At 68.8% G+C, this 25,668-nt stretch carries 29 protein-coding genes and 1 tRNA gene; 22 read left to right on the top strand and 8 right to left on the bottom strand.

Features of this window, described 5'->3' with window-relative positions; genetic code table 11:
• The first annotated feature begins 21 nt into the window (after nt 1-21).
• From ABLE38_RS01265 to ABLE38_RS01225, 9 genes are all read left to right on the top strand, one after another.
• On the top strand, nt 22-420 hold the full coding sequence (locus tag ABLE38_RS01265; RefSeq protein WP_348972354.1) for a hypothetical protein: 399 nt from the start codon (nt 22-24) through the stop codon (nt 418-420).
• A gap of 65 nt (nt 421-485) precedes the next feature.
• Entirely contained in the window at nt 486-917 is a 432-nt protein-coding gene (locus ABLE38_RS01260) for a hypothetical protein (RefSeq protein WP_348972353.1), read from the top strand.
• A gap of 265 nt (nt 918-1,182) precedes the next feature.
• Nucleotides 1,183-1,902 carry a heme ABC transporter permease CcmC gene (gene ccmC, locus ABLE38_RS01255; protein ID WP_348972352.1) on the top strand — a complete coding sequence of 240 codons (720 nt, stop codon included), beginning with the start codon at nt 1,183-1,185 and terminating at the stop codon, nt 1,900-1,902.
• Entirely contained in the window at nt 1,899-2,033 is a 135-nt protein-coding gene (locus ABLE38_RS01250; protein WP_348972351.1) for a hypothetical protein, read from the top strand. The genes ccmC and ABLE38_RS01250 overlap by 4 nt, the downstream gene beginning before the upstream one ends.
• Nucleotides 2,030-2,464, top strand: a complete 435-nt coding sequence (gene ccmE, locus ABLE38_RS01245) for a cytochrome c maturation protein CcmE (RefSeq protein ID WP_348972350.1) — start codon at nt 2,030-2,032, stop codon at nt 2,462-2,464. The genes ABLE38_RS01250 and ccmE overlap by 4 nt, the downstream gene beginning before the upstream one ends.
• Nucleotides 2,461-4,383 carry a heme lyase CcmF/NrfE family subunit gene (locus ABLE38_RS01240; protein ID WP_348972349.1) on the top strand — a complete coding sequence of 641 codons (1,923 nt, stop codon included), beginning with the start codon at nt 2,461-2,463 and terminating at the stop codon, nt 4,381-4,383. Before ccmE ends, ABLE38_RS01240 begins: the two co-directional genes overlap by 4 nt.
• A complete protein-coding gene (locus ABLE38_RS01235) occupies nt 4,380-4,904 on the top strand; it encodes a DsbE family thiol:disulfide interchange protein (protein WP_348972348.1) in 525 nt (174 codons plus the stop codon). The genes ABLE38_RS01240 and ABLE38_RS01235 overlap by 4 nt, the downstream gene beginning before the upstream one ends.
• Entirely contained in the window at nt 4,901-5,305 is a 405-nt protein-coding gene (locus ABLE38_RS01230) for a cytochrome c-type biogenesis protein (protein ID WP_348972347.1), read from the top strand. Before ABLE38_RS01235 ends, ABLE38_RS01230 begins: the two co-directional genes overlap by 4 nt.
• The gene (locus ABLE38_RS01225; RefSeq protein WP_348972346.1) at nt 5,302-5,961 is read left to right on the top strand and encodes a cytochrome c biogenesis factor-like protein; all 660 of its coding nucleotides are present in this window, start codon (nt 5,302-5,304) and stop codon (nt 5,959-5,961) included. The genes ABLE38_RS01230 and ABLE38_RS01225 overlap by 4 nt, the downstream gene beginning before the upstream one ends.
• A 51-nt stretch (nt 5,962-6,012) precedes the next feature.
• On the opposite strand, the gene ald is transcribed toward ABLE38_RS01225, so the two are convergent.
• Complete coding sequence (gene ald, locus ABLE38_RS01220) at nt 6,013-7,119, bottom strand: alanine dehydrogenase (protein ID WP_348972345.1); 1,107 nt, start codon at nt 7,117-7,119, stop codon at nt 6,013-6,015.
• A gap of 137 nt (nt 7,120-7,256) precedes the next feature.
• Here ald and ABLE38_RS01215 point away from each other — a divergent pair, with 137 nt between their 5' ends.
• From ABLE38_RS01215 to trxB, 8 genes are all read left to right on the top strand, one after another.
• The gene (locus tag ABLE38_RS01215; protein WP_348972344.1) at nt 7,257-7,730 is read left to right on the top strand and encodes an Lrp/AsnC family transcriptional regulator; all 474 of its coding nucleotides are present in this window, start codon (nt 7,257-7,259) and stop codon (nt 7,728-7,730) included.
• Entirely contained in the window at nt 7,727-8,269 is a 543-nt protein-coding gene (locus ABLE38_RS01210) for a pseudouridine synthase (protein ID WP_348972343.1), read from the top strand. Before ABLE38_RS01215 ends, ABLE38_RS01210 begins: the two co-directional genes overlap by 4 nt.
• Nucleotides 8,270-8,506: 237 nt before the next feature.
• Nucleotides 8,507-10,381: a potassium transporter Kup gene (locus tag ABLE38_RS01205; RefSeq protein ID WP_348974433.1), complete on the top strand. Its 1,875-nt coding sequence runs from the start codon at nt 8,507-8,509 to the stop codon at nt 10,379-10,381.
• The gene (locus ABLE38_RS01200; protein ID WP_348974432.1) at nt 10,378-10,887 is read left to right on the top strand and encodes a 2'-5' RNA ligase family protein; all 510 of its coding nucleotides are present in this window, start codon (nt 10,378-10,380) and stop codon (nt 10,885-10,887) included. The genes ABLE38_RS01205 and ABLE38_RS01200 overlap by 4 nt, the downstream gene beginning before the upstream one ends.
• Before the next feature lie 89 nt (nt 10,888-10,976).
• Nucleotides 10,977-11,053 (top strand) — tRNA-Met (locus ABLE38_RS01195).
• Nucleotides 11,054-11,202: 149 nt separating this feature from the next.
• The gene (locus ABLE38_RS01190; protein WP_348972342.1) at nt 11,203-12,006 is read left to right on the top strand and encodes a fructosamine kinase family protein; all 804 of its coding nucleotides are present in this window, start codon (nt 11,203-11,205) and stop codon (nt 12,004-12,006) included.
• A 248-nt stretch (nt 12,007-12,254) separates the two neighbouring features.
• Nucleotides 12,255-13,649: a tyrosinase family protein gene (locus ABLE38_RS01185; RefSeq protein WP_348972341.1), complete on the top strand. Its 1,395-nt coding sequence runs from the start codon at nt 12,255-12,257 to the stop codon at nt 13,647-13,649.
• Between the two features lie 126 nt (nt 13,650-13,775).
• Nucleotides 13,776-14,750 carry a thioredoxin-disulfide reductase gene (gene trxB, locus ABLE38_RS01180; RefSeq protein WP_348974431.1) on the top strand — a complete coding sequence of 325 codons (975 nt, stop codon included), beginning with the start codon at nt 13,776-13,778 and terminating at the stop codon, nt 14,748-14,750.
• Between the two features lie 110 nt (nt 14,751-14,860).
• Here the strand turns inward: trxB and ABLE38_RS01175 are convergent, their stop codons facing one another.
• From ABLE38_RS01175 to ABLE38_RS01165, 3 genes are read right to left on the bottom strand one after another with little or no spacing between them, the layout of a single operon-like run.
• Nucleotides 14,861-15,649: a hydrolase 1, exosortase A system-associated gene (locus ABLE38_RS01175; protein WP_348972340.1), complete on the bottom strand. Its 789-nt coding sequence runs from the start codon at nt 15,647-15,649 to the stop codon at nt 14,861-14,863.
• Nucleotides 15,637-16,332, bottom strand: a complete 696-nt coding sequence (locus ABLE38_RS01170; RefSeq protein ID WP_348972339.1) for a hypothetical protein — start codon at nt 16,330-16,332, stop codon at nt 15,637-15,639. Before ABLE38_RS01170 ends, ABLE38_RS01175 begins: the two co-directional genes overlap by 13 nt.
• Entirely contained in the window at nt 16,329-16,601 is a 273-nt protein-coding gene (locus ABLE38_RS01165; protein ID WP_180140008.1) for an acyl carrier protein, read from the bottom strand. Before ABLE38_RS01165 ends, ABLE38_RS01170 begins: the two co-directional genes overlap by 4 nt.
• A gap of 74 nt (nt 16,602-16,675) precedes the next feature.
• Here ABLE38_RS01165 and ABLE38_RS01160 point away from each other — a divergent pair, with 74 nt between their 5' ends.
• Entirely contained in the window at nt 16,676-18,160 is a 1,485-nt protein-coding gene (locus ABLE38_RS01160; protein ID WP_348972338.1) for an acyl-CoA ligase (AMP-forming), exosortase A system-associated, read from the top strand.
• A 2-nt stretch (nt 18,161-18,162) separates the two neighbouring features.
• On the top strand, nt 18,163-19,344 hold the full coding sequence (locus tag ABLE38_RS01155; protein ID WP_348974430.1) for a pyridoxal-dependent decarboxylase, exosortase A system-associated: 1,182 nt from the start codon (nt 18,163-18,165) through the stop codon (nt 19,342-19,344).
• 13 nt (nt 19,345-19,357) lie between these two features.
• Here the strand turns inward: ABLE38_RS01155 and arsH are convergent, their stop codons facing one another.
• From arsH to ABLE38_RS01135, 4 genes are read right to left on the bottom strand one after another with little or no spacing between them, the layout of a single operon-like run.
• Nucleotides 19,358-20,107 carry an arsenical resistance protein ArsH gene (gene arsH / locus ABLE38_RS01150; RefSeq protein ID WP_348972337.1) on the bottom strand — a complete coding sequence of 250 codons (750 nt, stop codon included), beginning with the start codon at nt 20,105-20,107 and terminating at the stop codon, nt 19,358-19,360.
• On the bottom strand, nt 20,104-20,772 hold the full coding sequence (locus ABLE38_RS01145; RefSeq protein ID WP_348972336.1) for an aquaporin: 669 nt from the start codon (nt 20,770-20,772) through the stop codon (nt 20,104-20,106). Before ABLE38_RS01145 ends, arsH begins: the two co-directional genes overlap by 4 nt.
• On the bottom strand, nt 20,769-21,197 hold the full coding sequence (gene arsC / locus ABLE38_RS01140; protein WP_348972335.1) for an arsenate reductase (glutaredoxin): 429 nt from the start codon (nt 21,195-21,197) through the stop codon (nt 20,769-20,771). The genes ABLE38_RS01145 and arsC overlap by 4 nt, the downstream gene beginning before the upstream one ends.
• Nucleotides 21,198-21,206: 9 nt before the next feature.
• A complete protein-coding gene (locus ABLE38_RS01135; RefSeq protein WP_348972334.1) occupies nt 21,207-21,536 on the bottom strand; it encodes a metalloregulator ArsR/SmtB family transcription factor in 330 nt (109 codons plus the stop codon).
• 165 nt (nt 21,537-21,701) lie between these two features.
• Between ABLE38_RS01135 and ABLE38_RS01130 the strand changes: the two genes are divergently transcribed.
• From ABLE38_RS01130 to ABLE38_RS01120, 3 genes are all read left to right on the top strand, one after another.
• Nucleotides 21,702-23,207 carry a DUF1254 domain-containing protein gene (locus tag ABLE38_RS01130; RefSeq protein WP_348972333.1) on the top strand — a complete coding sequence of 502 codons (1,506 nt, stop codon included), beginning with the start codon at nt 21,702-21,704 and terminating at the stop codon, nt 23,205-23,207.
• Nucleotides 23,208-23,498: 291 nt separating this feature from the next.
• The gene (locus ABLE38_RS01125; protein WP_348972332.1) at nt 23,499-24,143 is read left to right on the top strand and encodes an XrtA/PEP-CTERM system exopolysaccharide export protein; all 645 of its coding nucleotides are present in this window, start codon (nt 23,499-23,501) and stop codon (nt 24,141-24,143) included.
• Between the two features lie 10 nt (nt 24,144-24,153).
• On the top strand, nt 24,154-25,668 hold the full coding sequence (locus ABLE38_RS01120) for an XrtA system polysaccharide chain length determinant (protein ID WP_348972331.1): 1,515 nt from the start codon (nt 24,154-24,156) through the stop codon (nt 25,666-25,668).

Here is a 25,668-nt window from a genome sequence, read left to right as displayed (position 1 = left end):
GGGCTCGCCTATGATAGCAGCATGCGCGCCGCTCCGCTTGTCCTCGTCCTTCTCGCGATGGCCGGTTGCAACCGGGGCGGCGGCAACACCACCGACGCGATCGTCGGCCATCGCTGGGCGCGCACGCTGGCGGAGTGCGGCGACACCTATCTCGATTTCTCGCGCAACATGATCGACTTCGTCCGCGACGGGCGGCCGGTCAATTCGCTGTCGGTGCTGCGGATCACCAGCGACGGGGACGAGGTCACCTTCGTCATCGCGGGCGCGGGCGCCGCCTCGGATGCCGCGATGGTGTTCCGGGTCGAGGGCGACAGCCTCGCGCTCGTCCGCCAGGGCGCGCTGGACGGGCGCCAGCAGCTCGCCCTGGGCATGAAGGGCAATCGCAGCTTCGTCATGCGCCGCTGCCCGTCCGCATATTGAGCACTGCGCCGCGTTAACGCTGGTCGTTATGCCGCCGCAAAGCGATGCGCCTGCACAAGGCGCGCATGAAGCTTTGCCTTATTGCCCTTTGCGGGCTCGCGCTCGCCGGCTGCAAGCCGGACAACAGCAAGGCCGCCGCCGAGATCGTCGACCATCGCTGGGCAAAGGCGCTGTCCGACTGCGGCACCAACCATGTCGAATTCCTGCCGGCGCAGATCAACTATGTCGTGAACGGCAAGCCGGACGAGCCGTTGCCGATCCGGCGCCTCGACACCTGGTCGTCCGATCCGGGCGCGGTGATGTTCGTGGTCAAGGTGAGCAAAGAACTAGCAGCCAAGGTAGGCACCCCGGACGACACTTCGGATGCAGCGTTCGTCTTCGAGATCCAGAACGGCCGCCTTAACCTGGTGGGCGAGGGCGGGCCGGATTCGATCCTGCCCGTGAAGCCCGGCGATGCGGGCTACAAGCGCTACGGGCTGCTGCGCTGCCCGGACTGACGGCTTGCAATGTAGGATTTCGTCTGTTTCGCTTTTCAGGCCGGGGCCTGCGCCGGCCGCTCTTTGATCGGTAGGAAATATAGGACCGGTGCCGAGCACATATGTTGCGCAAAGCGCCGATTTGGTCCTGGCGCCCGCTGCCATTGGTGCGGCCTTCGTGACTTTCCGGCGTCGCCGACCCTTCGACTCGGCGAAGCCTGTAGGAACGCGATATCCGGCCAAACCGGCGATGGATTCCGCCCGAGAACCTCGCTAGTCATCGCGCGTGCCTGCCTTGCATGCCTTTGCCAATCCCGCGCGCTTCCTCAAGATCGCGCGGCCGCTGACGCCGATCCTGTTCTGGCTCGGGGTCGCGCTGGTGGCGTTCGGCTGCTGGGCGGGGCTGACGCTGACGCCGTCCGATGCGGTGCAGAAGGACAGCGCGCGCATCCTCTATATCCACGTCCCCAGCGCCTGGCTCGGCATGGGCGGCTGGAGCGGACTGGCGATCGCCTGCCTCAGCTACCTGGTCTGGCGCCATCCGCTGGCGAGCATCGCGGCGCGCGCCATTGCGCCGGCCGGGGCGGTCTTCGCGGCTATGTGCCTGCTCACTGGCTCGATCTGGGGCCGCCCGACCTGGGGCACCTGGTGGGAGTGGGACGGGCGGCTGACGTCGATGCTGCTGCTCTTCTTCGTCTATATCGCCTGGATCGCGCTCGACCGCGCCGATGCCGACCGGTCCGGCGACGGACGGGTGCCGGCGCTGTTCGGCGTGGCGGGCAGCGTGCTGCTGCCGATCGTCCATTATTCGGTGATCTGGTGGAACACGCTCCACCAGGGCGAGAGCGTCATCGCCGGCAAGATCGATGCCTCGATGCTGTGGCCGCTGTTCTTCACGCTCGGCGGCTTCACCCTGGTGTTCGCCGGCGTCGTGCTGATGCGGATGCGCGCGCTGCTTGCCGCGCAGAAGGTCGAGGCCCGGTTGCGGCGGATGGCGGCGGCATGAACCACTGGCCGTTCATCACTGCCGCCTATCTGGTCGTGCTGCTCGGCACCGGCGGGCTCGCCGCGCTCAGTTTTGCCGCGATGCGCCGGGCCGAGGCTGCGGCCGACGCGCTCAGGGGCGGTCGCGAATGAAGCCCAAGCACCAGCGGCTCGTCCTCGCACTTCTGGCGCTGGGCGCGATCCTCGGCGCCTCGGCGCTGGCGATGTCGGCGCTCAAGGACCAGGCGGCGTTCTTCTATGCGCCCGGCGACGTCCGGGGCAAGCCGCTGCCGCTCGACCGGCATGTCCGCCTGGGCGGGATGGTCGAGAAGGGCTCGCTGGTCCGCGCCGCCGACGGCGTGTCGATCCGCTTCGTGGTGACCGACGGTGCGGCCAAGGTGCCGGTGGCGTTCCGCGGCGTGACGCCGGACCTGTTCAAGGAAGGTGCGGGCGTGGTCGCGGAGGGCCAGTTCCAGTCGGACGGCAGCTTCGTCGCCGACAATATCCTCGCCAAGCATGACGAGCGCTACATGCCGCCCCAGGCCGCGGGCAACATGCACGAGACGAAGACGCTGGAACAGTGATCGCCGAGGCAGGTCTTGCCGCCCTGTGGCTCGCGACGGGCTTTGCCCTGATGCAGGTGATGCTCGCTTGGGGCGCGGCCAAGGGCGCCGTGCAGGGCACCGGCGAGGTGGTGCTGAAGGCGCTGCGCCGGGTCGCGATCCTCCAGGGGCTGCTGGCGCTCACCGCCTTCGGGCTGCTGATCGCGCTGTTCGTCCAGTCGGACATGTCGGTGAAGCTGGTCGTCGAGAACAGCCACTCGATGAAGCCGCTGATCTACAAGATCGCCGGCGCCTGGGGGAACCATGAGGGCTCGATGCTGCTCTGGGTCACCGTGCTGGCGAGCGCCGGGGCAGGGGTGGCGCTGTTCGAGAAGCGGCTGCCCCAGGGCACGCTGGCGGCGACGCTCGGCGCGCAGGCGGCGATCGCGATCGGCTTCTATGCCTTCCTCGCCTTCGCTTCCAATCCGTTCGTCCGGGTCAGCCCGGCGCCGCTCGACGGACGCGGGCTCAACCCGCTGCTCCAGGACCCCGGCTTGGCGTTCCACCCGCCGACGCTGTATCTCGGCTATGTCGGCCTCTCGGTGGCGTTCAGCTTCGCGGTCGGCGCGCTGCTGATGCGCGACGTCGGCCCGGCCTTTGCCAGGGCGATGCGGCCCTGGGTGCTGGGGGCGTGGATATTCCTGACCATCGGCATCACCGCCGGCAGCTACTGGGCCTATTACGAGCTCGGCTGGGGCGGCTGGTGGTTCTGGGACCCGGTCGAGAACGCCTCGCTGATGCCCTGGCTGGCGGCGACGGCGCTGCTCCATTCGGTGACCGTGCTCGCCACCCGCGACGGGCTGCGCGCCTGGACGGTGATGCTGGCGGTGGTCGCCTTCTCGATGTCGATGATCGGCACCTTCCTGGTCCGCTCGGGCATCCTCGTCAGCGTCCACGCCTTCGCCGTGGACCCGACCCGCGGCGGCTTCATCCTCGCCCTGCTCGGCATATATATCGGCGGCGCGCTGGCGCTGTTCGGGGCGCGGATCGGCACGGTCAAGCAGGGCGCGACCTTCGAGCTGGTCAGCCGCGAAGGCGCGCTGGTGCTCAACAACCTGCTGCTCACCGTGATCCTCGGCGTCGTCTTCATCGGCACGCTCTATCCGTTGGTCGCGCAGGCCGCCGGCGTGCAGCTCTCGATCGGCGCGCCCTTCTTCGAGAAGTCGGCGGTGCCCGTCGGCCTGGCGCTGGTCGCCGCCACTGCCTGCGGGCCGCTGCTCAAATGGCGGCGCGACCAGTGGAACACGCTGTTCGGCAAGCTGCTGGCGCCGGTCGGCGTCGGCGGGATCGCCTTCGCGCTGGTCTTCGCGCTGGGCGGCGCGCGCTGGATGCCGGCGCTGGCGCTCGGCCTGGCGGCGGGACTGGCGGTGGCGAGCGTCCTCCCACTCGTCCGCCGCAACCTGCGCCGCACGCCGCTGCACATCTACGGCATGGTCGTCGCGCATCTCGGCATCGCAGTCAGCATCGCCGGCATGGCCGCGGACAGCGCCTTCAAGACCGAGCGGCTGGCGGCGATCAGCGTTGGCCAGAACGTCACCGTCGGGCCGTACCGCGTCGAGCTGCTCGAGGTGCGCCCCGTGGTCGGCGACAATTGGTCGGCTGTCGAGGCGCATCTCAAGGCCAGCCGCACCGGTGACGAACCGCTCGACCTGTTCCCGCAGCAGCGCTTCTTCGCCAACCCGCCCACCAACACCAACGAGGCGGCGATTGCCACGCTGTTCGACGGCCAGCTCTACACCGTGATCGGCCAGGGCGACGGGCAGGGGCGCTGGCAGCTGCGGCTGTGGTGGAAGCCCTTCGTCACGTTGATCTGGCTCGGCGGCGCGCTGATCGCGCTCGGCGGGCTGCTCGCGCTGGTCGGCCGGGTGCGGCGCGAGCGGCGTGCGGAGACGGAGGAATGAGGCGACTGGCCGTCTGGGCGCCGCTGGCGCTGTTCGCGCTGATCTTCGCGCTGGTCGCCAGCGGGCTGATCAAGCCCGCCGACCATCTGGTGCATTCGGCGATGGTCGGCAAGCCGCTGCCCGCGCTGGCGATGAAGCCGCTGCTGCCGACCAAGCCCGGCGTTGCGACCGCGGATTTCCGGGGCAAGCCGCGCCTGCTCAACGTGTTCGGCAGCTGGTGCATCCCCTGCATCGCCGAGGCGCCGCAGCTGATGGCGCTCAAGCGCGCGGGCGTCGAGATCAATGCGATCGCGATCCGCGACACGCCCGATGCGGTGCAGGCCTTCCTTGCCCGGAACGGCGATCCCTATGCCCGGATCGGCGACGATCCGACCGGCCACGCCCAGATCGCCCTAGGCTCGTCGGGGGTGCCCGAGACCTTCCTGATCGACGGGCAGGGCAGGATAATCGACCAGCATATCGGTGACATCCGCGCCGACGATGTGCCCGAGATCCTGCGCAAGCTGGAGGCAGCGAAGTGAGGCGGCTGGCGATCCTGCTCCTGTTGCTCGCCGCCCCGGCGTTTGCGGACTCGAACCGCCCGCCGGCCGCGCTCTCCTACAGCCAGCTGCCCGACTCTGCGCAGGAGGCGCAGGCCAAGGCGCTGATGGAGACGCTGCGCTGCCTCGTCTGCCAGGGCCAGTCGATCGCCGACAGCGATGCCGAGATGGCGGGCGACATGCGCGCACTGGTCCGCGAGCGGATCGCCCGCGGCGAGCGGCCCGCGGCGATCCGGTCCTATCTGGTCCAGCGCTATGGCGACTACGTCACCTACGATCCGCCGCTGAGCTGGGTGACCGCGCCGCTGTGGATCGCGCCGTTGCTGCTGCTCGGCATCGGCGTGCTGCTTGCCCGGCGCCTGTTCCGGAGTCCTGCGGCATGATGGGCTGGCTGATGTTCGGCGCGCTCGCGCTGGCCGCGGCGCTGGTGCTGGCGGCGCTGCGCTATCCGGTCAAGCTGTGGAGCGTGCCGGCGACGGCGCTCATGCTCGGCGCTGCGGGCTATGCCTGGCAGGGGAGCTGGAGCCTGCCCGGCCACCCGGTCGAGCCCGGCGCGCATCAGGTGAAGATCGACCAGGACCTGATCGACCTGCGCGACGCGATGTTCGGCAAATACGGCACCTATGCCTGGGCCTATGCCAGCCCGGCCGATGCCGTGGTGCGTGCGGGCACTCCTGAACTGGCGGTCAAGGTATGGCAGGGCGCGGTGCGCAAGGTGCCCGAGGATGTGGCGCTGTGGACCGGCTTCGGCACGGCGCTGGCCGAGCAGGACGGCGACATGTCCCCGGCGGCGCAGATGGCCTTCGACAAGGCCTTCGCGCTCAGCCCGAACCATCCCGGCCCGGTCTTCTTCTATGGCTGGTCGCTGGCGCGCGCGGGGCGCTTCGACGATGCGAAGCCCTGGCTGGAAAAGGCCGTCCAGCTCACGCCGGAAAAGGCGAGCTATCGCCGCGCGCTGGTCCTGCGCCTGCTGGCGGTGGAGATGCAGCTGGAAATGGCGCGGCAGCGGCAGGCGGCACAGGGCGCGCCGCAGCGCTGATGCGAGGGAAATCGAGCGGCCGGGCGAACCCGACCGCTCGAACCGGGCCCCTCAGCCCATCCATGCCTCGTACGGGAGGTCGAGGTCGTCCGCCACTGCCTTGAAGGCGATCTTGCCCTTGTAGACGTTGAGGCCATTGGCGAGATGCTTGTCGGCCTTCATCGCGCCCTCGGCGCCGAGATTGGCGAGCTTGAGCACGAACGGGAGCGTCGCGTTGTTGAGCGCGAAGGCCGAGGTGCGGGCAACCGCGCCCGGCATGTTCGCCACGCAATAGTGGATGATGCCGTCGACTTCGTAGACCGGGTTGTCGTGCGTGGTCGCATGGCTGGTCTCGAAGCAGCCGCCCTGGTCGATCGCGATGTCGACCAGCACCGAGCCGCGCATCATCGTCTTGAGCATGTCCTTGGTGACCAGCTTCGGCGCCGCCGCGCCCGGCACCAGCACCGCGCCGATGACGACCTGCGCGGTCTTCACGGCCTCGGCGATCGCGGCCTTGCTGGCATAGGCGGTCTTGATCTGGCTGCCGAAATGCATGTCGAGCTCGGCCAGGCGCTCGTTGCTGATGTCGTAGATCGTCACGTCGGCGCGCTGGCCGGTGGCCATCTGCGCAGCGTTGATGCCCGAGACGCCGCCGCCGAGGATCGCGACCTTGCACGGCGCCACGCCCGGCACGCCGCCGAGCAGCTCGCCGCGGCCGCCCTGTTCCTTCTCGAGATAGTGCGATGCCACCTGGATCGACATGCGGCCGGCGACTTCCGACATCGGCTTGAGCAGGGGCAGGGCGCCTGAGTTCGAGGTGACGGTCTCATAGGCGATGCAGGTCGCGCCCGACTGCATCAGCCCCTCGGCCTGCGGCTTGTCGGCGGCGAGGTGGAGATAGGTGAAGAGGACATGGCGCGATTCGAGCATCGCGATCTCGCCCGGCTGCGGCTCCTTGACCTTCACGATCATGTCCGAGCCGGCGAACACGGCGGCGGCGTCCGGCGCGATCTTGGCGCCGACGGCGATATAGGCCGAGTCGTCGAAATCGATGCCCATGCCGGCCTTGGTCTCGACCAGCACGTCATGGCCGGCATGGACCAGCTCGGCCACCGAAGCCGGGGTCAGGCCGACGCGATATTCGTGATTCTTGATTTCCTTGGGAACGCCGATGCGCATGGGAATCTCTCCATGAATACGATTGGCGCGCACGATATAGCATGGGCGGCGGCGAATCCCTGCAAAGATGTGACAGGGCAAGGCGCTCGGCGCATGAGATTCCTGTAAATTGCGTGAAAATCGGCTATTCATGCAATATGGACAGGATTGACGCAGCTATCCTCAAGACTCTGGCGGCAGACGCGCGCGCGCCGGTGAGCGCCATCGCCACGCAGGTGGGGTTGTCGCAATCGGCCTGCACACGGCGGATCCAGGCGCTGGAGGCCTCTGGCCATGTCCAGGGCTATGGCGCGCGACTCGGGCATCGCCGGCTGGGGTTCCGGATCACCGCGCTGGTCGACATCACCCTCGGCACGCAAATTGAGGAGGACCTGGCGCGCTTCGAGGCGGCGGTGGCACAGATCGACGGGGTGGTGGAATGCGCGCTGGTCTCGGGCGGGCAGGACTATCGGCTAAAGATCCTGGCGCGCGACCTCGACGATTATGAGCGGCTGCACCGCGAGCATCTCGGGCGGTTGCCTGGCGTGGTGACGATCAACTCGAGCTTCGTGCTGCGCGCAGTGCCGACACGGAGCGAGGCTGAGGCGCTATTCGGGGCGGGCGCCGCGTGACTCGCCTGATTCGCTTCAACAAGCCCTATGACGTGCTGAGCCAGTTCACCGATCGCGGCACGGAAACGACGCGCGCCACCCTGTCCAGCTTCATCGACATGCCAGGCGTGTATCCGGCCGGCAGGCTGGACCGGGACAGCGAGGGGCTGCTGCTGCTGACCGACGACGGCAGGCTGCAGGCGCGGATCGCCGATCCCAAGTTCAAGCTCCCCAAGACCTATCTGGTCCAGGTCGAGGGGGAGCCCGATGCGGCGGCGCTGGACCTGCTGCGCACCGGGGTGCAGCTGAAGGACGGCCCGACCCGGCCGGCGCAGGCCGAGCGGATCGATGCGCCGGCGCTATGGCCGCGCGACCCGCCGATCCGCTACCGCGCCAGCATCCCCGATTGCTGGGTGAAGCTGACCATCCGCGAGGGGCGCAATCGCCAGGTCCGCCGGATGACGGCAGCGGTCGGGCACCCGACGCTGCGGCTGGTGCGGTGGAGCATCGGCGAATGGTCGATCGCGGACCTGCCCAGCGGCGAATGGCGCGTCGTCTGAGCATGACGCCGCGTTCATTCTGCGGGAACCGTCCGCACCCCTTGCGCGTCAAACCCTCCGTAACGACATTCGTTGATTGCACATGCTGCGCGTGCTAACCGCGCGCCGCAATTAGAAGATCGAGAACGCAGGTCGCATGGCCAGGTCCGTTTCCTTTCCGACGCGACACCCGCGCCCGTGAATACCACTCCAGAAGGAGCCGCAACGCCGGCTCCGGCACATCCCGACGCGCTCGAAGTGCATGGCCACGGCCATGACGCGACGTGGAAGCTCGCGATCGGCGCGATCGGCATCGTCTTCGGCGATATCGGTACCAGCCCGCTCTACGCCTTCCGCGAGACGTTCGACGGGCACCACAAGCTGACGCTCGACACGCTGCACATCATGGGCGTTATCAGCCTGATGTTCTGGTCGATGATGGTGGTGGTGACGCTGAAATACGTCACGATCATCATGCGGGCGGACAACAAGGGCGAGGGCGGCAGCCTGGCGCTGCTCGCGCTGATCTCGCGCAGCAGCGGCAACCCGAAGCGCTGGACGCAGGGGATCGTGCTGCTCGGCGTGTTCGCCACCGCGCTCTTCTACGGCGATTCGATGATCACGCCGGCGGTGTCGGTGCTCTCGGCGGTCGAGGGCCTTGCCGTCGCCGCGCCGGGCTTCTCGCGGCTGGTGCTGCCGATCGCGGTGGTGATCCTGGTCATGCTCTTCTCGATCCAGCGCACCGGCACCTCGCGCGTCGGCACGTTCTTCGGGCCGATCATGCTGCTCTATTTCCTGACGATCGCGACGCTGGGCACACTGAGCCTGATCCAGACGCCGACGATCCTCAACGCGCTGCTGCCGCACCACGCCTTCCAGTTCCTCGCCAACGATCCGCTGAAGGGCTTCCTGGCGCTCGGCTCGGTCGTGCTGGCGGTGACCGGCGCCGAGGCGCTCTACGCCGACATGGGCCATTTCGGCCGCAAGCCGATCCGGATCTCGTGGCTGTGGTTCGTGCTGCCCGCGCTCATCCTCAACTATATGGGTCAGGGCGCGCTGCTGATGCGCGAGGGGCATCACGCGCTGCGCAGCCCCTTCTACATGCTGGCGCCCGAGGCGCTGCAGTTCCCGCTCGTCATCCTCGCGACGATGGCCGCCGTGATCGCGTCCCAGGCCGTCATCTCGGGCGCCTTCTCGGTAACGCAGCAGGCGATCCAGCTCGGCTTCGTGCCGCGGCTGCGCATCGAGCACACCAGCGCCTCCACCGCCGGCCAGATCTACATCCCGCTCATCAACTGGGCGCTGATGATCATGGTGATCCTGCTGGTGCTGGCCTTCCAGACCTCGTCGAACCTCACCGCGGCATACGGCATCGCCGTCACCGGCGCGATGCTGATCGACAACTGCCTGCTCGCGGTCGTGCTGTTCTCGCTGTGGAAGTGGAAGAAGCGCTATGCGATCCCGCTGCTCGCGGTGTTCTTCACCGTCGACCTGGCCTATTTCGCCGCGAACCTGACCAAGGTGCCCGATGGCGGCTGGTTCCCGCTGCTGGTCGGCTTCATCGTCTTCACGCTGCTGACCACCTGGTCGAAGGGCCGCCAGCTGATGATCAGCCGGCTGCGCGAGAGCGCGATGCCGATCAAGATCTTCATCACCTCCGCCGCCACCTCGGCGACGCGGGTGCCCGGCACCGCGGTGTTCATGACCTCGACGCCCGAGGGCGTGCCGCACGCGCTGCTGCACAACCTCAAGCACAACAAGGTGCTGCACGACCGGGTGATCCTGCTGACGGTGAAGATCAAGGACGTGCCCTATGTCCCCGACGAGCATCGCATGCACGTCGATGACCTGGGCAAGGGCTTCCACCGCATGGTGCTCGCCTACGGCTTCATGCAGGAGGCGGACGTGCCGGCGGCGCTCAAGGCGGCGAGCGCCTGCGGCGCCGAGTTCAAGATGATGGAGACCAGCTTCTTCCTCGCCCGCCAGACGCTGCTGGCCTCGTCGCGGCCGGGGATGATGATCTGGCGCGAGAAGCTGTTCGCCTGGATGCTGCGCAACGCGGAAAGCGCGATGGAGTTCTTCCGCCTGCCCACCAACCGGGTGGTCGAGCTGGGCAGCCAGGTCGAGATCTGAGCGCCTACGCTCCCCTGATCGTCACCGCGCTGCTCGGCCGCCAGGACCAGGCCTGGTTCAATGCGCTGCGCCGCGAGCACTATCCGCCCGAGCGCAACGTGCTGGACGCGCATCTCACGCTGTTCCACCAGCTGCCGCCCTCGGTGGCGGACGAGTTGAAGCGTCGCCTCTCGGTCGAGACCCGCGGGGTGCGCGCGCCGCGGGCGCGGGTGACCGGGCTGATGTCGCTTGGCGGCGGGGTTGCCTACCGGATCGAGGCCCCCGAGCTGGTGGCCATCCGCGAGGGGCTGGTCGAAGCGTTCGCCGGGCTGCTGACCCCGCAGGATGCCGGCCGCTGGCGCCCGCACGTCACCATCCAGAACAAGGTGCGTCCGGTGCTGGCCAAGGCAGTGCTGAGCGCGCTTTCGAAGGATTTCGCGCCGCGCGAAGTGGAAATCGCGGGGCTTGCGAGCTGGCATTATCGCGGCGGTCCATGGGAAGCGCATTCGCGGCACATGTACGCTTGACCTGAGGCGAGGCGGGACCTATTGGGCCCCCTCGCTTCGGCGGTAGCCAAGCCTTTCGGGTGCCTCGCAATGCTGCGTGCATCCCTTGGGGCGGAGTAGCTCAGTTGGTTAGAGCACGGGAATCATAATCCTGGGGTCGGGGGTTCAAGTCCCTCCTCCGCTACCACTCAAATCCTTCCAGTCGCGCGGCCTCACCGGCGATTTGTCGTAATCTATCAATTGCTTGTTCGTCGAGGCGGGTTCATGCTCCCGGCGTCGGGGCCCGTTGGCCTTGCTCCGCCGGCAGGGCGGAAAACGACGATCGGACGCGCCTCTATGAGCGACCTGCAGCAACGTGCCGAGCAATTGCTCGGTGCGCGCGTGCGTGCGTCCCGGCGGGTTGCAGGCGGGGACCTCTCCGCGGTCAGCCTGATCGAGCTGGACGACGGCCGCCAGGCGATCGCCAAGCGCGGACCCGGGGCGCCGATCGAGGCCGATATGCTCCGCGCCATCGCCGCCACCGGCGCACCCGCGCCGCACGTGCTGGCCGTCGAGGATGAGCTGCTGCTGCTCGAACGGCTAGAAGCGAATGGCGGCCCCTCGGGTGCATGGGAATCGCTCGCCGGGGCGCTGGCCCTGCTCCATGCCGGGCGGAGCGAGCGCTATGGCTGGGACTTCGACTATCACTTCGGCCGGGTCCCCATTCCCAACGCGCGGAACGCCGACTGGGCGGCGTTCTGGGCGGACAACCGGCTGCGCTGCCATCTGCCGCACGTCGACCCCGCGCTAGCACGGCGGCTGGGCGCGCTGGCCGACCGGTGCGGCACGATGCTGCCGCGCGATCCGCCGGCGTCACTCCTCCACGGCGACCTGTGGGGCGGCAACATCCTGGTCGCGAACGGCCGCGTCACCGGATTGATCGATCCGGCCTGCTATTATGGCGACCGCGAGGTGGACGCCGCGATGCTCACCCTGTTCGACCACCTCCCGGCGCATTTCGTCGAGCGCCTGGCGCTCCTGCCGGGCTGGCAGCGCCGGCAGCCCCTCTACCGGCTCTGGCCGCTGCTCGTGCACCTGCGGCTGTTCGGAGGCGTCTATCGCACGCAGATCGAGGCGGAGCTTTCCCTCCTCGGCTTCTAGGCGGGCGCGCCGTGCTGGGGACTCGGCGCGCCCGCCCGTCGCGGCGCGGAGAGGGCAGGCGCCGCGCGATGCGCCCGGCCGGGGTGGCTTGTCCGGGGCGCAATCCGCTTGTCGCCACTTCCCGGCCGCGGTGCCATCCGCAGAAGGGCGCCTGGCGGCTACCCCTTTGGGAGGGCATGGCGTCACCCGGACTCGCCTTTGCCGCGCACACGGGCATGATCGCGCCGGGGCGAATCGGGGGAGGGGCCATGCTCAGTCGGCGGGAGATCATCGGGTTGTTGGCAGTCGGTGCGGGCGCGCCGGGGCTGGCCCTTGCTGCGCCCGCCCAGCGGCGCTTGCCCTGGGCGGAATTCCGCAAGACCGCCGATCATCCGCGCCTGGTCGAAGCAGTGCGGCGAATGAAGGCGAACTCCAATGCCGACGACCCCAATGCATGGGCGTTCTGGCCGATGGTCCACATGCACCATTGCCCGCACGGCCAGCCCTATTTCCTCGCCTGGCACCGCGGCTACCTCCATTTGTTCGAGACCAGGCTGCGCGAGATCGCCCGTTCGGTGACGCTGCGGATGCCCTATTGGGACTATTTCGCCGACGCGCGCATTCCCGCCGAATTCACCGCGGGCAACTCCGCCACCAACCCGCTGTTCGAGCCGCGGATCGGCGCGGAGGTGGGCAAGGCGCTGGGCTATGGCGCCTTCCTGCCCGATGTGACCGGTTTCGCGCGCGGCAGCAGCGCCGATTGCTTCGAGGCGAAGGTCGAGGCGTTCCACAACAACGTCCACAATCTGGTCGGCGGCAGGATGGCGAGCATGCTCTCGCCGTCGGACATGCTATTCTGGGTGCACCACGCCAATATCGACCGGCTATGGACCGCCTGGGCCGCCGCCGGGCAGGGGCGGGCGGCGCCAGCGGCGGGCGATCCCTATTGGGCGGGCCGGTTCGACTATGCCGCGAAGCTGGCGCTCGATCGCAGCGTGGCGATCGACGGAGCAGGTCTGGGCTACCGCTATCCGGACCTGCATTTGCCGGCGCTGCCCGAAGGCACACTCGTCGTGAAGAAGCCGATCGCCGTGCCGCCGCCCGTGCGCGCCGCGCCGGTGATCGTCGGCGCCCCAGCGCCTGCGCCGGTACCTGTGCCGGTTCCCGTTCCCGTTCCGGCGCCGGCAGAAGCCGCACCGCCGATGACGATGGCGCCGCCACCCGCAGCAGCCGCCCCCGCACCGATCCCCTACCGTGGCATCTGGCTGGGCGGGCGCTATCAGCGCGCGCCGCTCCGGCCCATGCGTGACGCTGCCTATGTGCCCGACGAGGTGACGATCGTGCTCGACCAGGTCTCGCTCAGCGGCGCGGGGCAGCTCGGCGGCTATTATTACGACCTGTATCTCGACCTGGACGGCGAGGGGCGGACGCTGCCCGAAAGCTTCCTCGGCTCGGTCGGGCCTTTCCAGATCGCCGCCGCGCGCCATCACAGCGACGACGGCATGGCACGGATCGAGCTGCCGGCCGGCGAAGTGATCCGCCGCGAGGCGCAGGGGCTCGACCTGGCCGATCTCGGCGTGGTCTTCCAGCGGATCGATACCGGCGGCACGCATCTGGGCGGCGACCTGATCGGTATCGGCGCGATCGAAGTGGCGGGCGGCTAGCCCGGCTTAACGGCCCCCAAGCCATGCTGTTGTCCACAGCCATTGCGGGCCGTGCGACACTACCCATGTTGCCTCACACGTTCCCCAGCCCCTAGATGCGGGGCTCAGCCATTTTCGGAAGCCATGATGACCGCCACCCATTCGACGCGCATGCTGATCCTCGGTTCCGGCCCCGCCGGCCTCACCGCCGCCATCTACGGCGCGCGCGCTGGCCTGGCGCCGATCGTGGTCCAGGGCATCCAACCGGGCGGCCAGCTGATGACCACCACCGATGTCGAGAATTATCCCGGCTTCCGCGACGTGATCCAGGGCCCGTGGCTGATGCAGGAGATGCAGGCCCAGGCCGAGCATGTCGGCGCGCAGATGATGTGGGACACGATCGTCGAGGTCGACGTCACCCAGCGCCCGTTCCGCATGGTCGGCGACAGCGGCACCGTCTATCTCGGCGACGTCCTCGTGATTGCCACTGGCGCGCAGGCCAAGTGGCTCGGGCTCGATTCGGAGCGGCTGCTCCAGGGCAAGGGCGTCAGCGCCTGCGCGACCTGCGACGGCTTCTTCTTCCGCGGCAAGAAGGTCGCGGTGATCGGCGGCGGCAACACCGCAGTCGAAGAAGCACTCTACCTCACCAACCACAGCCATGACGTGACCGTGATCCACCGCCGCGACTCGTTCCGCGCCGAGAAGATCCTGCAGCAGCGGCTGTTCGCCAACGACCGCATCAATGTGCTGTGGAACAAGAAGGTCGAGCGCTTCATCGGCGGCGGCGATCCCGAGGGGCTGGTCGGCATCGAGCTCAAGGACATGAACACCGGTGAGCTCAGCACGATCGAGGTGGACGGCGGCTTCGTCGCGATCGGCCATCACCCGGCGACCGAGCTGTTCCGCGGCCATATCGATCTCGATTCGGACGGCTACATCACCGTCGAGACCGGCACGACCAAGACGAGCGTGCCGGGCGTGTTTGCGTGCGGCGACGTGATGGACAAGCATTACCGCCAGGCAGTGACCGCCGCCGGCACCGGCTGCATGGCCGCGCTGGAAGCGGAGCGCTTCCTCGCCGAGGCGGACTTCGAGACGGCGGTCCAGCACGCGGCGGAGTGATCACGTGGCGGAGAGGTGCTGTTCCCCGGCGAAAGCTGGGGCCCAGCGTTTCTCCGCCGCGTCGCGTTCGATCTCCGGGCTCCGGCTTCGCCGGGACAATCTAGTCTCGCTCAGCGCAGCGTTTTCAGCACCGTCTCCAGCAGCCAGGCCTTGTCGGCGGCGCCGGCAAAGCTGTGGCTGGCGCTGTCGAGCGTCTCGATGCGCACCTTGGCGCGTGCGGCGTCGAACGCTTCGCCCTTGAAGGCATCGGCAAAGGCGATCGCGGTGCTGTCGCCCTGCGCGAGCAGGATCGTCACCGGTACCTGTGCCTGGGCGAGCGCCGCGGCGAGGCGGGCCGGCAGGCTGGTGGCGGTCTCGGGCGGCTTCTGCGAGGCCTTGCGCAACCCCCTGGCGAGCTTGGCGATGTTCACGCCGCCGCTTGCGAGCCGCAGCCACTCCTTCGGGTCGCGCAGCTTGCCCGCATAATGCGCCCGGATCGCCGCGGCGGGGGGCAGTTCGTCGGTGGCCTCGACCGTCCAGGGGTTGGCGAGGACCAGCGCGTCGATCCCCGCTTGGGCGTGGAAGAAGGCGAGAGCGGTGGCGGCGTCGCAATTGCCATAGGCGATGACTCGCTCGACCCCGGTCTCGCGGAACGCCGTGGCAGCCGCGGCGATATCGGCGGCACTCGCCTCGAACCCGCGATTCTCCCCAGTCGAATCGCCGATCCCGCGACGGTCGAAGCGGAGGACCGGGATGTCGGCGCGGGCGACGCCTTCGGCGAGCAGCGCCATGCCGCGGTGCGCGCCGATGCGGATCTCGTTGCCGCCCGAGACGATCAGCAGCCCGGTGGTCCCCGCGGCATCGTCGAGCGTGCCGACCAGCGTCTCGCCGGCGCAGGCGATTTCGATCAGCTTTCGCATGTGCGGACCCATGCGGCGATATCGTCGGCGAGCAGCACGGCGAGCGCGGGATCATCGTCCGGCTCGGCACGGCGCCACAGCGGCGCGCCCTCCACCTTGCGGTCGGCCTCCCCGGTGTCGGAGGCGAGGCGGACGATCCGCGCGCCCGGTGCAGGCCGGGCAGTGGGCAGCTCGCCGAGCAGCGTCGGGGCGAGCAGATTGCCGGCGATCTCGATCGGCGTGTCGCCGCCGAAGACCAGCGCATCCAGGTCGTGGCGCTGCGGGTCGGCGGCGATCGCGGCCCGCTTCAGCTCGCGCAGGAGCTTGTCGCCGAGCATCGGGGCGAAGTGCCAGCGGCCGGCGACCGAGGCGAGGCCGTCGAGCAGCGCACCGCTGCGGATGCCCAGCGCATAGCATCTGCGGCCCTCGCGATCGAAGGTGTCGCAGGTGAAGTTGAAGGCGTCCTGCATCTTGAGGAGCGAGGTCTTGTGCGTCGGCACCAGGCTCTCCCCCTGGCCGGGCAGGTCGGGCAGCGCGCCGGCGATGCCGCGCTCGGCGAGGCGGCGCAGGAGCGTCACCGCGAAGGTGCGGGTGCGGTTGGCCTCCTCGAACAGGGGGAGCGCCGCGACCACGACCGGGCCGGTGGCGGGACCGAAGCGGAGCATCGCTTCCCGTCCGCCGGCCCAGCCATAGCTGCCGATCACCCGAGTGCCTTGGCCGCGGCGAAGCGGGTGAGGGCGCCGAAGCTCTCGAGCATCTCGCCGTCCACCTCGTCGTCCTCGATCAGGATGCCGAGCCGGTCCTCGAGCTCGGTGAGGACGCCGGCGACGGCCAGCGAATCGAGCTCGGGCAGGGCGCCGAACAGGGGAGTGTCGGCCCGGAAATCGGCGACGCGCTCGGCACTTAGCCCCAGCACATCGCGGAGCACGCCGCGCACGGTATCTTCGACTTGGAGCGACCCATCGGGCTGCAATGCACTTCCCCTAGGAGGTATTTTTCGCTCCCGTAAGGGTTGGCGCCGCCGCTGCCAAGTATAAGGGTGTGCAGGTGATCGAACTCGACCCCGTTCCCCGACCCCTCGACAGCCTGCCTTCCCGGGGGGCGCCCGATGCGGTGGCGCTCGAGGACAAGGCCGGAACCCTCAGCTATGGTGAGCTGGAAGCCGCCGTTGGGGAGATGGCGGCCGCCCTGCAGGACCTCGGGCTGCACCCGGGCGACCGGGTGGCGACCTGGCTGCCCAAGACCCGTACCGCCTGCCTGATGCCGCTCGCCGCGGTGCGGGCGGGGCTGGTGCATGTGCCGATCAACCCGGTGCTCAAGCGGGCGCAGGTGGCGCATATCCTGGCCGACTCCGGGGCGCGGGCGCTGGTTTCCCAACAAGCGCGCACTTCGGTCCTCGAAGCAGGCGATGTTGGCGCGGACTGCCGGGTGTTGAGCGAAGCCGAGCTCTCGTGCGAGCGGACACTTCCGGTCTCTGATGTTGATACGGACACGCTCGCGGCGATTCTCTACACCTCGGGATCGACCGGCCGGCCCAAGGGTGTGATGCTGAGCCACGCCAATTTATGGCTGGGTGCCATCAGCGTGGCGCACTATCTTAAGGTCGAATCTGAAGATTGCGTGCTCGGCGTGCTGCCGCTCAGCTTCGATTACGGACAGAACCAGCTCTTCTCGACCTGGGCCGCAGGCGCCCGCGTCGTGCCGCTCGACTATCTGACCGCGCGCGACGTCATCAAGGCGGTCGAGCGGTTCGGCATCACCAGCCTGGCCGGGGTGCCGCCGCTCTGGGTGCAACTGCTCGAAGCGGACTGGCCGGTTGAGGCTGCATCGAAGCTTCGCCGCCTAACCAATTCAGGTGGCGCGCTTACCCCGAAAATGGTGCGCGACCTGCGCACGCGCTTTCCCCAAGCCGATCTCTACCCGATGTACGGGCTGACCGAGGCGTTTCGTTCGACCTATCTCGATCCAACGCTGGTCGACGCCAACCCCGATTCGATCGGAGCGGCCGTACCGTTCGCGGAAATTCTCGTGGTCGGTCCCGACGGAGCGGCCGCCTCTCAGGGAGAACTGGTCCATGCGGGCCCTCTGGTCGCCCAGGGCTATTGGCGCGACGCGGAACGGACGGCGCAGCGCTTCCGCCCTGCGCCTGCCTTCGCAAGGAGCGGCGGCATGGCCGTATGGTCGGGCGACACGGTGCGGCTTGATGCGGACGGGCTGCTCCGCTTCGTCGGGCGCGACGACGAGATGATCAAGTCCGCCGGCAACCGGATCAGCCCGACCGAGATCGAGGAAGCGGTGCTGGCGGGCGGCGAGACCGGCGAGGCGGCGGCGTTCGGGATTCCGGACGAGCGGCTCGGCCAGGCGATCGTCGTGGTCGTGCGCGGCGACGGCAGCCGCGAGGCCGAGCTGCGCGAGCGCCTGCGGCGGGATTTGCCGAGCTTCATGCAACCGGCACGCTATGACTGGCGGGCGGAACTGCCGCGCAACGCCAACGGCAAGCTGGACCGGACGGCGTTGAAGGGGAGCCTATGACCATCACCGCCAAGCCGTTCGGCCCGATCCCGCCCGAGTTTGCGGCGCTCAGCGAACTTCCGTGGCTGGACGTCCACACCCCCGCCTATGTCTATGACTTCGCGGTGGTGGCGGCGCGCGTCGCGCTGCTGCGCGCGGCGCTGCCTGCGAGGATCGGCGTCCATTATGCGATCAAGGCCAACCCGTTCCCCCCGCTGCTCGAGCGGATCGCGCCGCTGGTCGATGGAATGGACGTCGCTTCGGCTGGCGAGATGGGCCACGCGCTCGACGTCATGACGGCGAGCCACGTCAGCTTCGCCGGGCCGGGCAAGCGCGACACGGAGCTCGAGGCGACGATCCGCGCCGGCGTGACGCTCAACCTCGAATCGATCGCCGAGGGGCAGCGCGCGCTGGCGATCGGAAAGGCGCTCGGCGTGACCCCGCGGCTGGCGGTGCGGGTGAACCCCGATTTCGAGCTGCGCGGATCGGGCATGAAGATGGGCGGCCGCGCCTCGCCCTTCGGCATCGAGCGCGCGCATGTGCCCGAGCTGGTCAAGCACCTCATCGGCGAGGGCGCGGAATGGCGCGGGCTGCACATCTTCGCCGGCTCGCAATCGCTCGACACCGAGGCGATCATCGCCACCCAGGCGGCGACGGTGGAGCTCGCCGCGCAGCTGGCCGAGGAATGCGGCGCCGTGCCGCCGCTGGTCAACCTCGGCGGCGGCTTCGGCATCCCTTATTTCCCGGGCGACACGCCGGTGGACGTCGGCGCGATCGGCGCGGCGCTGGCCGGAGCGATCGGCAAGCTCGACACCGCATATGCGGTCGAGCTCGGCCGCTGGCTGGTCGGCGAGGCGGGCGTCTATCTCGCCCGCGTGGTCGACCGCAAGGAGAGCCAGGGCGAGACCTTCCTGATCGTCGAGGGCGGGCTCAACCACCACCTCGCCGCGACCGGCAATTTCGGCACGGTGGTGCGGCGCAACTATCCGGTCGCGGTCGCACACCGGATGCAGGACCCGGCCGAGGAAGTGGTGACGATCGTCGGCCCGCTCTGCACCCCGCTCGACCGCCTTGCCGACCGCGTCGCGCTGCCCCGCGCCGAGGTGGGGGACATGATCGCGGTCTTCGCCTCCGGCGCCTATGGCGCGACGGCCAGCCCGAGCGCGTTCCTGGGGCATCCGGCGGCGGGGGAAGTGGTGGTTTGAGGGCGCCGCGCCGTCAGTCGCGGTCCGCCAGCGCGGCCTTCGCGCGAGCGCCGGCCGGATCGACTCCCACCCCGGCCGCCTTTCGCTCGGAATAGCGGTCCACCAGCTGGGGAACATGAGGACGGGTCAGGATCGTCATCCGCACCAGCTCCTCCATGACATCGACGATCCGATCATAATAGGGAGAGGGCCGCATCCGCCCCGTCTCGTCGAACTCCTTGTACGCCATCGCGACCGACGACTGGTTGGGAATGGTGAGCATCCGCATCCAGCGCCCGAGCAGGCGGAGCGTGTTGACCGCGTTGAACGATTGCGAGCCGCCCGAGACCTGCATGACGGCCAGCGTCCGGCCCTGGGTGGGACGCACGCCCTGCATCTCCAGCGGCAAGTGATCGATCTGCGTCTTCATGATCCCCGTGATCGCGCCATGGCGTTCCGGGCTGCACCAGACCTGCCCTTCGGACCAAATCGACAGCGCGCGCAGCTCTTGGACGGCGGGATGGTCGTCGCCGGCCACCTGATCCGGAAGCGGAAGGTCGGACGGATCGAAGATGCGCGTTTCCGCGCCGAAGAGGCGGAGCAGCCGCGCCGCTTCCTCGACGGCGAAGCGCGAGAAGGAGCGTTCGCGCAGCGAGCCGTAGAGCAGGAGGATGCGCGGCGGCGGCTGATCTGGGCCGAGCAGCATGCCCGGGCGCTCGATCAGGTAGCGGCGATCCAATGCGGGAAGATAATCGGGGTGGGACAGCGGACGCAGGCGGCTCATGCGGTTTTTCTCGAGGTCCCGACGAACAGGACTTGGGCGACGAAGTGGGCGGCTATCGCGCCTGCCAGCTGCGCCGCGACGAATGCGGGCACGCAGGAAGGCGCGATGCCGGCAAAGCTGTCGCTCAGCGCCCTTGCAACGGTGATCGCCGGATTGGCGAAGCTGGTCGATGACGTGAACCAGTAGGCGGCGGTGATGTAGAGCGCGACGCTGGCGGGAACGCTGTCGGGCCTGCTCCGCATCGTGCCCAGAATCGTCAATATCAGCCCGAAGGTGGCAACCGCTTCCCCGATCCATTGGCCCGGGCCGCTGCGTATCCGCTCCGAGAGCTGGAAGACGGGCAGGGCGAACATCAGGTGCGCAACCCAGACGCCGAGCGCGCCGCCCGCCAGCTGCGCCACGGCATAGGCGGCGGCGCTTCGGCGCCCGACATGCCCGCGAAGGCACAGGACTAGCGTAACGGCGGGATTGAGGTGCGCGCCCGATATCGGAGCGAAGAGTGTGACGAGGACGAAGAGCATCGCCCCGGTCGCCAGCGTGTTGCCCAGCAGCGCGATCGCCCCATTTCCTCCGGCGAGCGCCTCGGCCATGATGCCGGAGCCGATCACGGTGGCGAAGAGCAGGGCGCTGCCCAGCGCTTCGGAGAGGATTGCCCGCCAGTTCACGCGGGAAGGCGGCTTCCGGTCGCGTCGATGATCTGCTCGCCATCCTCCTTGGCAAAGGCGCCGCGCTGGAGGTCGGGCAGAATATCGAGCACGGTTTCCGACGGCCGGCAGAGCCTTACGCCGAGCGGCGTAACCACCAGCGGCCGATTGATGAGGATCGGATGCGCGATCATCGCATCAAGCAGCGCGTCGTCGGAAAGCGATGCGTCGGCCAGACCGAGCTCGGCATAGGGCGTGCCTTTCTCGCGCAGCAGGTCGCGCGGCGCGATGCCGGCGCGTTCGATCATCCGGGCGAGCAGCGCGCGGGCGGGCGGCGTCTTCAGATACTCGATGACGTGCGGCTCGACGCCGGAGTTGCGGATCAGCGCCAATGCGTTGCGCGAGGTGGCGCAGGCAGGGTTGTGATAGATGACGATGTCGGTCACGGCGTTTCCTCAGCAGCAGGACAGGTCGGCGAGAAGTGGCTCGCACAGCTCCGCGCGGCCAAGGCAGCAATCCCTGGCGAGGAAGGTCATCAGCGCGCGCAACGTGTCGATGCTGGCGCGCTGGATCTGCTGGCGCCCCTGTTTCTCGGAGGATACCAGCCCCGCCTTGGCGAGGACCGCCAAATGGGTCGAGAAGGTGCTTTGGCCCAAGCCGCTCGCTTCGACGAGCTGCCCAGTCGATAGCCCGGTCGGCGCGTGGCGGACGAGCAACTTGAAGGTGGACAGCCGGGTCGGGTGCGCGAGGGCCGAGAGGATCGTGAGCGCGGCTTCGGTTTCCATGCATCGTAAATAGTCGATGGGTTTCGCGCGCGTCAAGAAGCATCGGGATTTTTCGATGCGTTGGCCCTACCGTCTTCCCCAACCCCCTTTCCGGGTTCCCCCCGATGCTGGCGCCCGCCCGCGCCCGATAGGCTCCGCCCGCAATCACCCCCGGGAGACGCCCTCATGGCCGACATGTCACCGCCGCGCGCCAGGGCGCCGTATCGCGTGCGCCAGTTCACCCCCGCCAATCCCGCGCTCGCCAATGGCGGCGGGGTGCCCGCGAGCATCGCCAGCGCGCGCTATGTCGAGGCGCTGGCGCGGGTGGTCTATATGTGGGGGCATCCGCTGGTGAACACCTTCGGGCGGAGCAGCACCTGGGCGCTGATGGAAGGGCATGGCCCGGGCATGGCGATGGGGCTGTTCCCCGGCGCGCCCAAGAACTGGATGGGCTATGTCGACGACTATCTGCCGCCGTCGCAGCGGCACGTGGTGACGCCCAACAACGACACGATCTACGGCGCCTGCTTCGGCGACCTGGGCGCGGAGCCGGTGGTGATCCAGACGCCGGACGATGTGCCCGCCGGGCATTACTGGACGATCCAGATCGTCGATGCCTTCACCACGGTGGTGCACCAGCTCGGCTCCGCCTCGGGCACCGTGCCGGGCAAGTATCTGTGGGTCGGGCCGGACTGGCAGGGCGTGGCGCCCGAGGAATTCGTCGAGGTGCTGCGCTCGCCGACCAATATCGGCGTGGCGATGGCGCGCAGCTTCGCGGCGCACACGGAAGAGGGCAAGGCGGCGGCGCGCGCGGTGCTCGACCAGATGGGCGCCTATCCGCTCAGCGCCGACGCCCCGGGGCGGCGCGCGTTCGATTGCAAGGCGAGCGCGCGCAACAAGGTCTATCCGCCGGGACTGACCGCGGAGATGCTGGCGGCGGATCCCGACCTGCTGCGCACCCGGCCGGTGCGCGGCGACAGCTTCTGGGACGACCTCGAAAAGGCGCTCGACGCCAATCCCAGGGTGGGGCCGAACGATGCGGCGATGGCCGAGCAGGCGCGCACGCTGCTCGGGCTGCGCAGGAGCGACCTGGGGTGGAAGCTGCTGCTCGACCGGATCGCGCTCGCCGCCGATGCCGAGCTGTACGAGGGCGCGCGCTACGACCAGGTCGGCGTCGATGCCGGCAATGGCTGGCAGCGGCAGGAGAATGGCGGCGACTGGGGCAGCGACTGGTATGGCAGGGCGCTCGCCGCGGTGATCTACATCTACGTCAACGACTATCACGAGGCGACCTATCTGATCCGCGGCACCGATGCCGAGGGCGCGCTGCTCCAGGGGCGCTATCGCTACAAGGTGCGCTTCGAGAAGGAGCAGCTGCCGCCGGTCGACGCGGCGAAGGGCGGCTTCTGGTCGCTGACGATGTACGACCGCGACTATTTCATGACCGCGACCAGCCCCAATGGCCGCCACAATATCGGCACGGTCAATCTGGACGCGGACGAGCTCGAGTTCGGCGCGGACGGGTCGCTGACGCTGGTGCTGTCGCATGCCGAGCCGGCGGATGCCGAGGGCAAGGCGAACTGGCTGCCGGCGCCCGACGACCAGTTCGCGCTGTTGCTGCGCGCCTATGTGCCGGGGCCGGCGATCCTGGACGGCAGCTATGTGCTGCCCAATGTAGAGCGAGTGCGCTGAGGGGGAACGGGCGACCCTTCGGAGGCGACCCGCTTGCGCGAGGCGCTACCTGGCCCGCATGTCACCTGGCGGGGATGGTGAAATCGCCCAGGTGATGGCGTCGTGGCCATTCTGGAAAGCGAACGGCGCAGATCCGGGGATGCGTCCCGCGGCGGGACCAGTGCCTAGCCGGGAAACCCCCGCGACCCCTAACCCGATATTTACCTCTCAAGCCCATAGCGGACCCTGATCCTGTGCGGGTTGTGGCCGAGACGTTGGCCGCGCTTCCGCCCGCGGGGAGAGGAGCTCGGCATGCGTTTCATCGGCTTTGGCAAGACACTTCTGGCTCTCGGGACGGCGGCGACGCTGCTTTCGGGGTGCGGCGGCGGTGGCCGTCCGGAGCTTCCGCCCGCGGCAGCGGCCGGGGCCGGGCGCGAAGTGCCGAGTGAGGAATATGTCATCGGCCCGATGGATTCGCTGCAGATCTTCGTCTGGAACAACAAGGACCTGTCGGTGACGGTGCAGGTGCGCCCCGACGGCCGCATCACGATGCCGCTGATCAGCGACATGCCGGCGGTGGGCAAGACCCCGGCGATGCTCGCGGACGACCTGAAATACGCGCTGGGCGAGTATATCAAGGACCCGATCGTCTCGGTGATCGTGCAGAATTTCAACGGGACGTACAGCCAGCAGGTCCGCGTCGTCGGCGCGACCGAGAAGCCGGCATCGATCCCGTACCGCGCCAACATGACCGTGCTCGACGCGATGATCGCCGTCGGCGGGCTCAGCGAGTTCGCTTCGGGCAACCGCGCGCGGCTGGTGCGCTACGACCGGACGACCGGCAAGCAGCACGAATACAAGGTGCGCCTGGGCGACCTGCTCAAGAACGGCGACATCTCCGCGAACGTCAAGCTCGAGCCGGGCGACGTGATCATCATTCCTACGAGCATGTTCTGAGGTAGCGCGGGTGGGGAGCCTCTACGACGAACTTCGCGGCGCACTGCACGCGATCTGGCAGCGGCGCTGGGTGGCGCTGGCGGTGGCGTGGTGCATCTGCCTGGCCGGCTGGCTGGTCGTGTCGCAGATGCCGAACAACTATGAGTCGCGCGCGCGCATCTTCGTGCAGCTGCGCCAGATCATCCCGACCGACGGGACGACCGCGCTCAACCAGCAGAAGGACCTCGACCGGATCCGCCAGACGCTGACCAGCGCGGTGAACCTGGAAAAGGTGGTGCGCGGCACCGATCTCGCCCGCACGGTCTCGACCGACCGCGACGTGGCGGACCGGGTGGCCGGGCTGCAGAAGGCGATCAAGCTGACCGCGCAGCAGGACAATCTGTTCGAGATCGCGGTCACCGCGCCGAGCGGCAAGCTGGCGCGCCAGATCGCGCAGAAGCTGATCGACATCTTCGTCGAGGCCAACCTCTCCGACAATCGCGACCAGTCGAGCCAGTCGCTCGACTTCATGGACCAGCAGCTCGCCGAGCGGCAGAAGCAGCTCCAGGACGCCGACAGCAAGCGGGCGGACTTCCAGGCGAAGTTCCTCGGCTCGCTGCCGGGCACCGGGTCGATCGACGACCGCGTCTCGGCGGCGCGGACGCAGCTGGCGCAGATCCAGGGCGACCTGGCCGCGGCGCAATCGGGCCTGAACGTGGTCAATGCGCAGATGGCCGGCACCCCGGCGAACATCGCGGGCTCGGGCGGCGGCGCGATGGCCGGGCCGGCGCGCGCGCGGCTCGCGGCGATCCAGGGCCAGCTCGCCGATGCGCGGGCCAAGGGCTATACCGACAGCCACCCCGACGTAATCGCGCTCAAGAACCAGATGGCGGCGGCGCAGGGCGCTGCGGCGCGCGAGCCGGTGATCAGCGGTGCCGCGGGCGGCGCCTCCAACCCGGTCTATATCGGCCTCCAGTCGATGCGGGCGGACAAGCAGGCGACCGTCGCCGCGCTCGTCCAGCGCAAGGCGCAGATCGAGGGCGACCTCAACACGCTGCAGGCCAAGATGGCGGAAGCGCCGGGCGTGGCCGCGGAGCAGGGCGAGATCGAGCGCCAATACCAGGTGCTCAAGAGCCAGTATGACACGCTGCTCGCCCAGCGCGAGCAGATGAAGATCTCGAGCCAAGCGCAGAATGTTGCTGATGCCGACAAGTTCAACGTGGTCGACCCGCCAACGCAGCCGCGTGGCCCCACCTCGCCCAACCGTCCGCTGCTGCTGACCGGCGTGCTGATCGCCGGGCTTGGCGCGGGGCTGGCCGCGGCGTTCGCGCTCGGCAAGCTGACCACGACCTTCGCGACCGCCGGCAAGCTGGAAAAGGCGAGCGGCATGACCGTGATCGGATCGATCGGCGAAGTGGTGACCGCGGCGCAGACGGCGATGCGGCGCAAGAAGCTGACGCTGTTCGCCGGCGGGCTGGCGGCGCTGGGCTGCGCCTATGTGGGGCTGCTCGGTGTCGAGTTCGTCCAGCGCGGCATGGGGGCCTGA

Source organism: Sphingomonas sp. KR3-1 (assembly GCF_040049295.1).
Taxonomy (GTDB): domain Bacteria; phylum Pseudomonadota; class Alphaproteobacteria; order Sphingomonadales; family Sphingomonadaceae; genus Sphingomonas.
This window is presented reverse-complemented; position numbering and strand designations above follow the sequence as displayed.

Excerpts from the sequence above, each read along its gene's own strand:
- ABLE38_RS01235 (WP_348972348.1), top strand. The coding sequence starts at position 4,380 with ATGAGGCGACTGGCCGTCTGGGCGCCGCTGGCGCTGTTCGCGCTGATC.
- ABLE38_RS01225 (WP_348972346.1), top strand. The coding sequence starts at position 5,302 with ATGATGGGCTGGCTGATGTTCGGCGCGCTCGCGCTGGCCGCGGCGCTG.
- ABLE38_RS01260 (WP_348972353.1), top strand. The coding sequence starts at position 486 with ATGAAGCTTTGCCTTATTGCCCTTTGCGGGCTCGCGCTCGCCGGCTGC.
- ABLE38_RS01130 (WP_348972333.1), top strand. The coding sequence starts at position 21,702 with ATGGCCGACATGTCACCGCCGCGCGCCAGGGCGCCGTATCGCGTGCGC.
- arsH (WP_348972337.1), bottom strand. The coding sequence starts at position 20,107 with ATGAGCCGCCTGCGTCCGCTGTCCCACCCCGATTATCTTCCCGCATTG.
- ABLE38_RS01190 (WP_348972342.1), top strand. The coding sequence starts at position 11,203 with ATGAGCGACCTGCAGCAACGTGCCGAGCAATTGCTCGGTGCGCGCGTG.
- ABLE38_RS01135 (WP_348972334.1), bottom strand. The coding sequence starts at position 21,536 with ATGGAAACCGAAGCCGCGCTCACGATCCTCTCGGCCCTCGCGCACCCG.
- trxB (WP_348974431.1), top strand. The coding sequence starts at position 13,776 with ATGACCGCCACCCATTCGACGCGCATGCTGATCCTCGGTTCCGGCCCC.
- ABLE38_RS01265 (WP_348972354.1), top strand. The coding sequence starts at position 22 with ATGCGCGCCGCTCCGCTTGTCCTCGTCCTTCTCGCGATGGCCGGTTGC.
- ABLE38_RS01175 (WP_348972340.1), bottom strand. The coding sequence starts at position 15,649 with ATGCGAAAGCTGATCGAAATCGCCTGCGCCGGCGAGACGCTGGTCGGC.
- ABLE38_RS01185 (WP_348972341.1), top strand. The coding sequence starts at position 12,255 with ATGCTCAGTCGGCGGGAGATCATCGGGTTGTTGGCAGTCGGTGCGGGC.
- ABLE38_RS01250 (WP_348972351.1), top strand. The coding sequence starts at position 1,899 with ATGAACCACTGGCCGTTCATCACTGCCGCCTATCTGGTCGTGCTGCTC.
- ald (WP_348972345.1), bottom strand. The coding sequence starts at position 7,119 with ATGCGCATCGGCGTTCCCAAGGAAATCAAGAATCACGAATATCGCGTC.
- ABLE38_RS01125 (WP_348972332.1), top strand. The coding sequence starts at position 23,499 with ATGCGTTTCATCGGCTTTGGCAAGACACTTCTGGCTCTCGGGACGGCG.
- ABLE38_RS01215 (WP_348972344.1), top strand. The coding sequence starts at position 7,257 with ATGGACAGGATTGACGCAGCTATCCTCAAGACTCTGGCGGCAGACGCG.
- ccmE (WP_348972350.1), top strand. The coding sequence starts at position 2,030 with ATGAAGCCCAAGCACCAGCGGCTCGTCCTCGCACTTCTGGCGCTGGGC.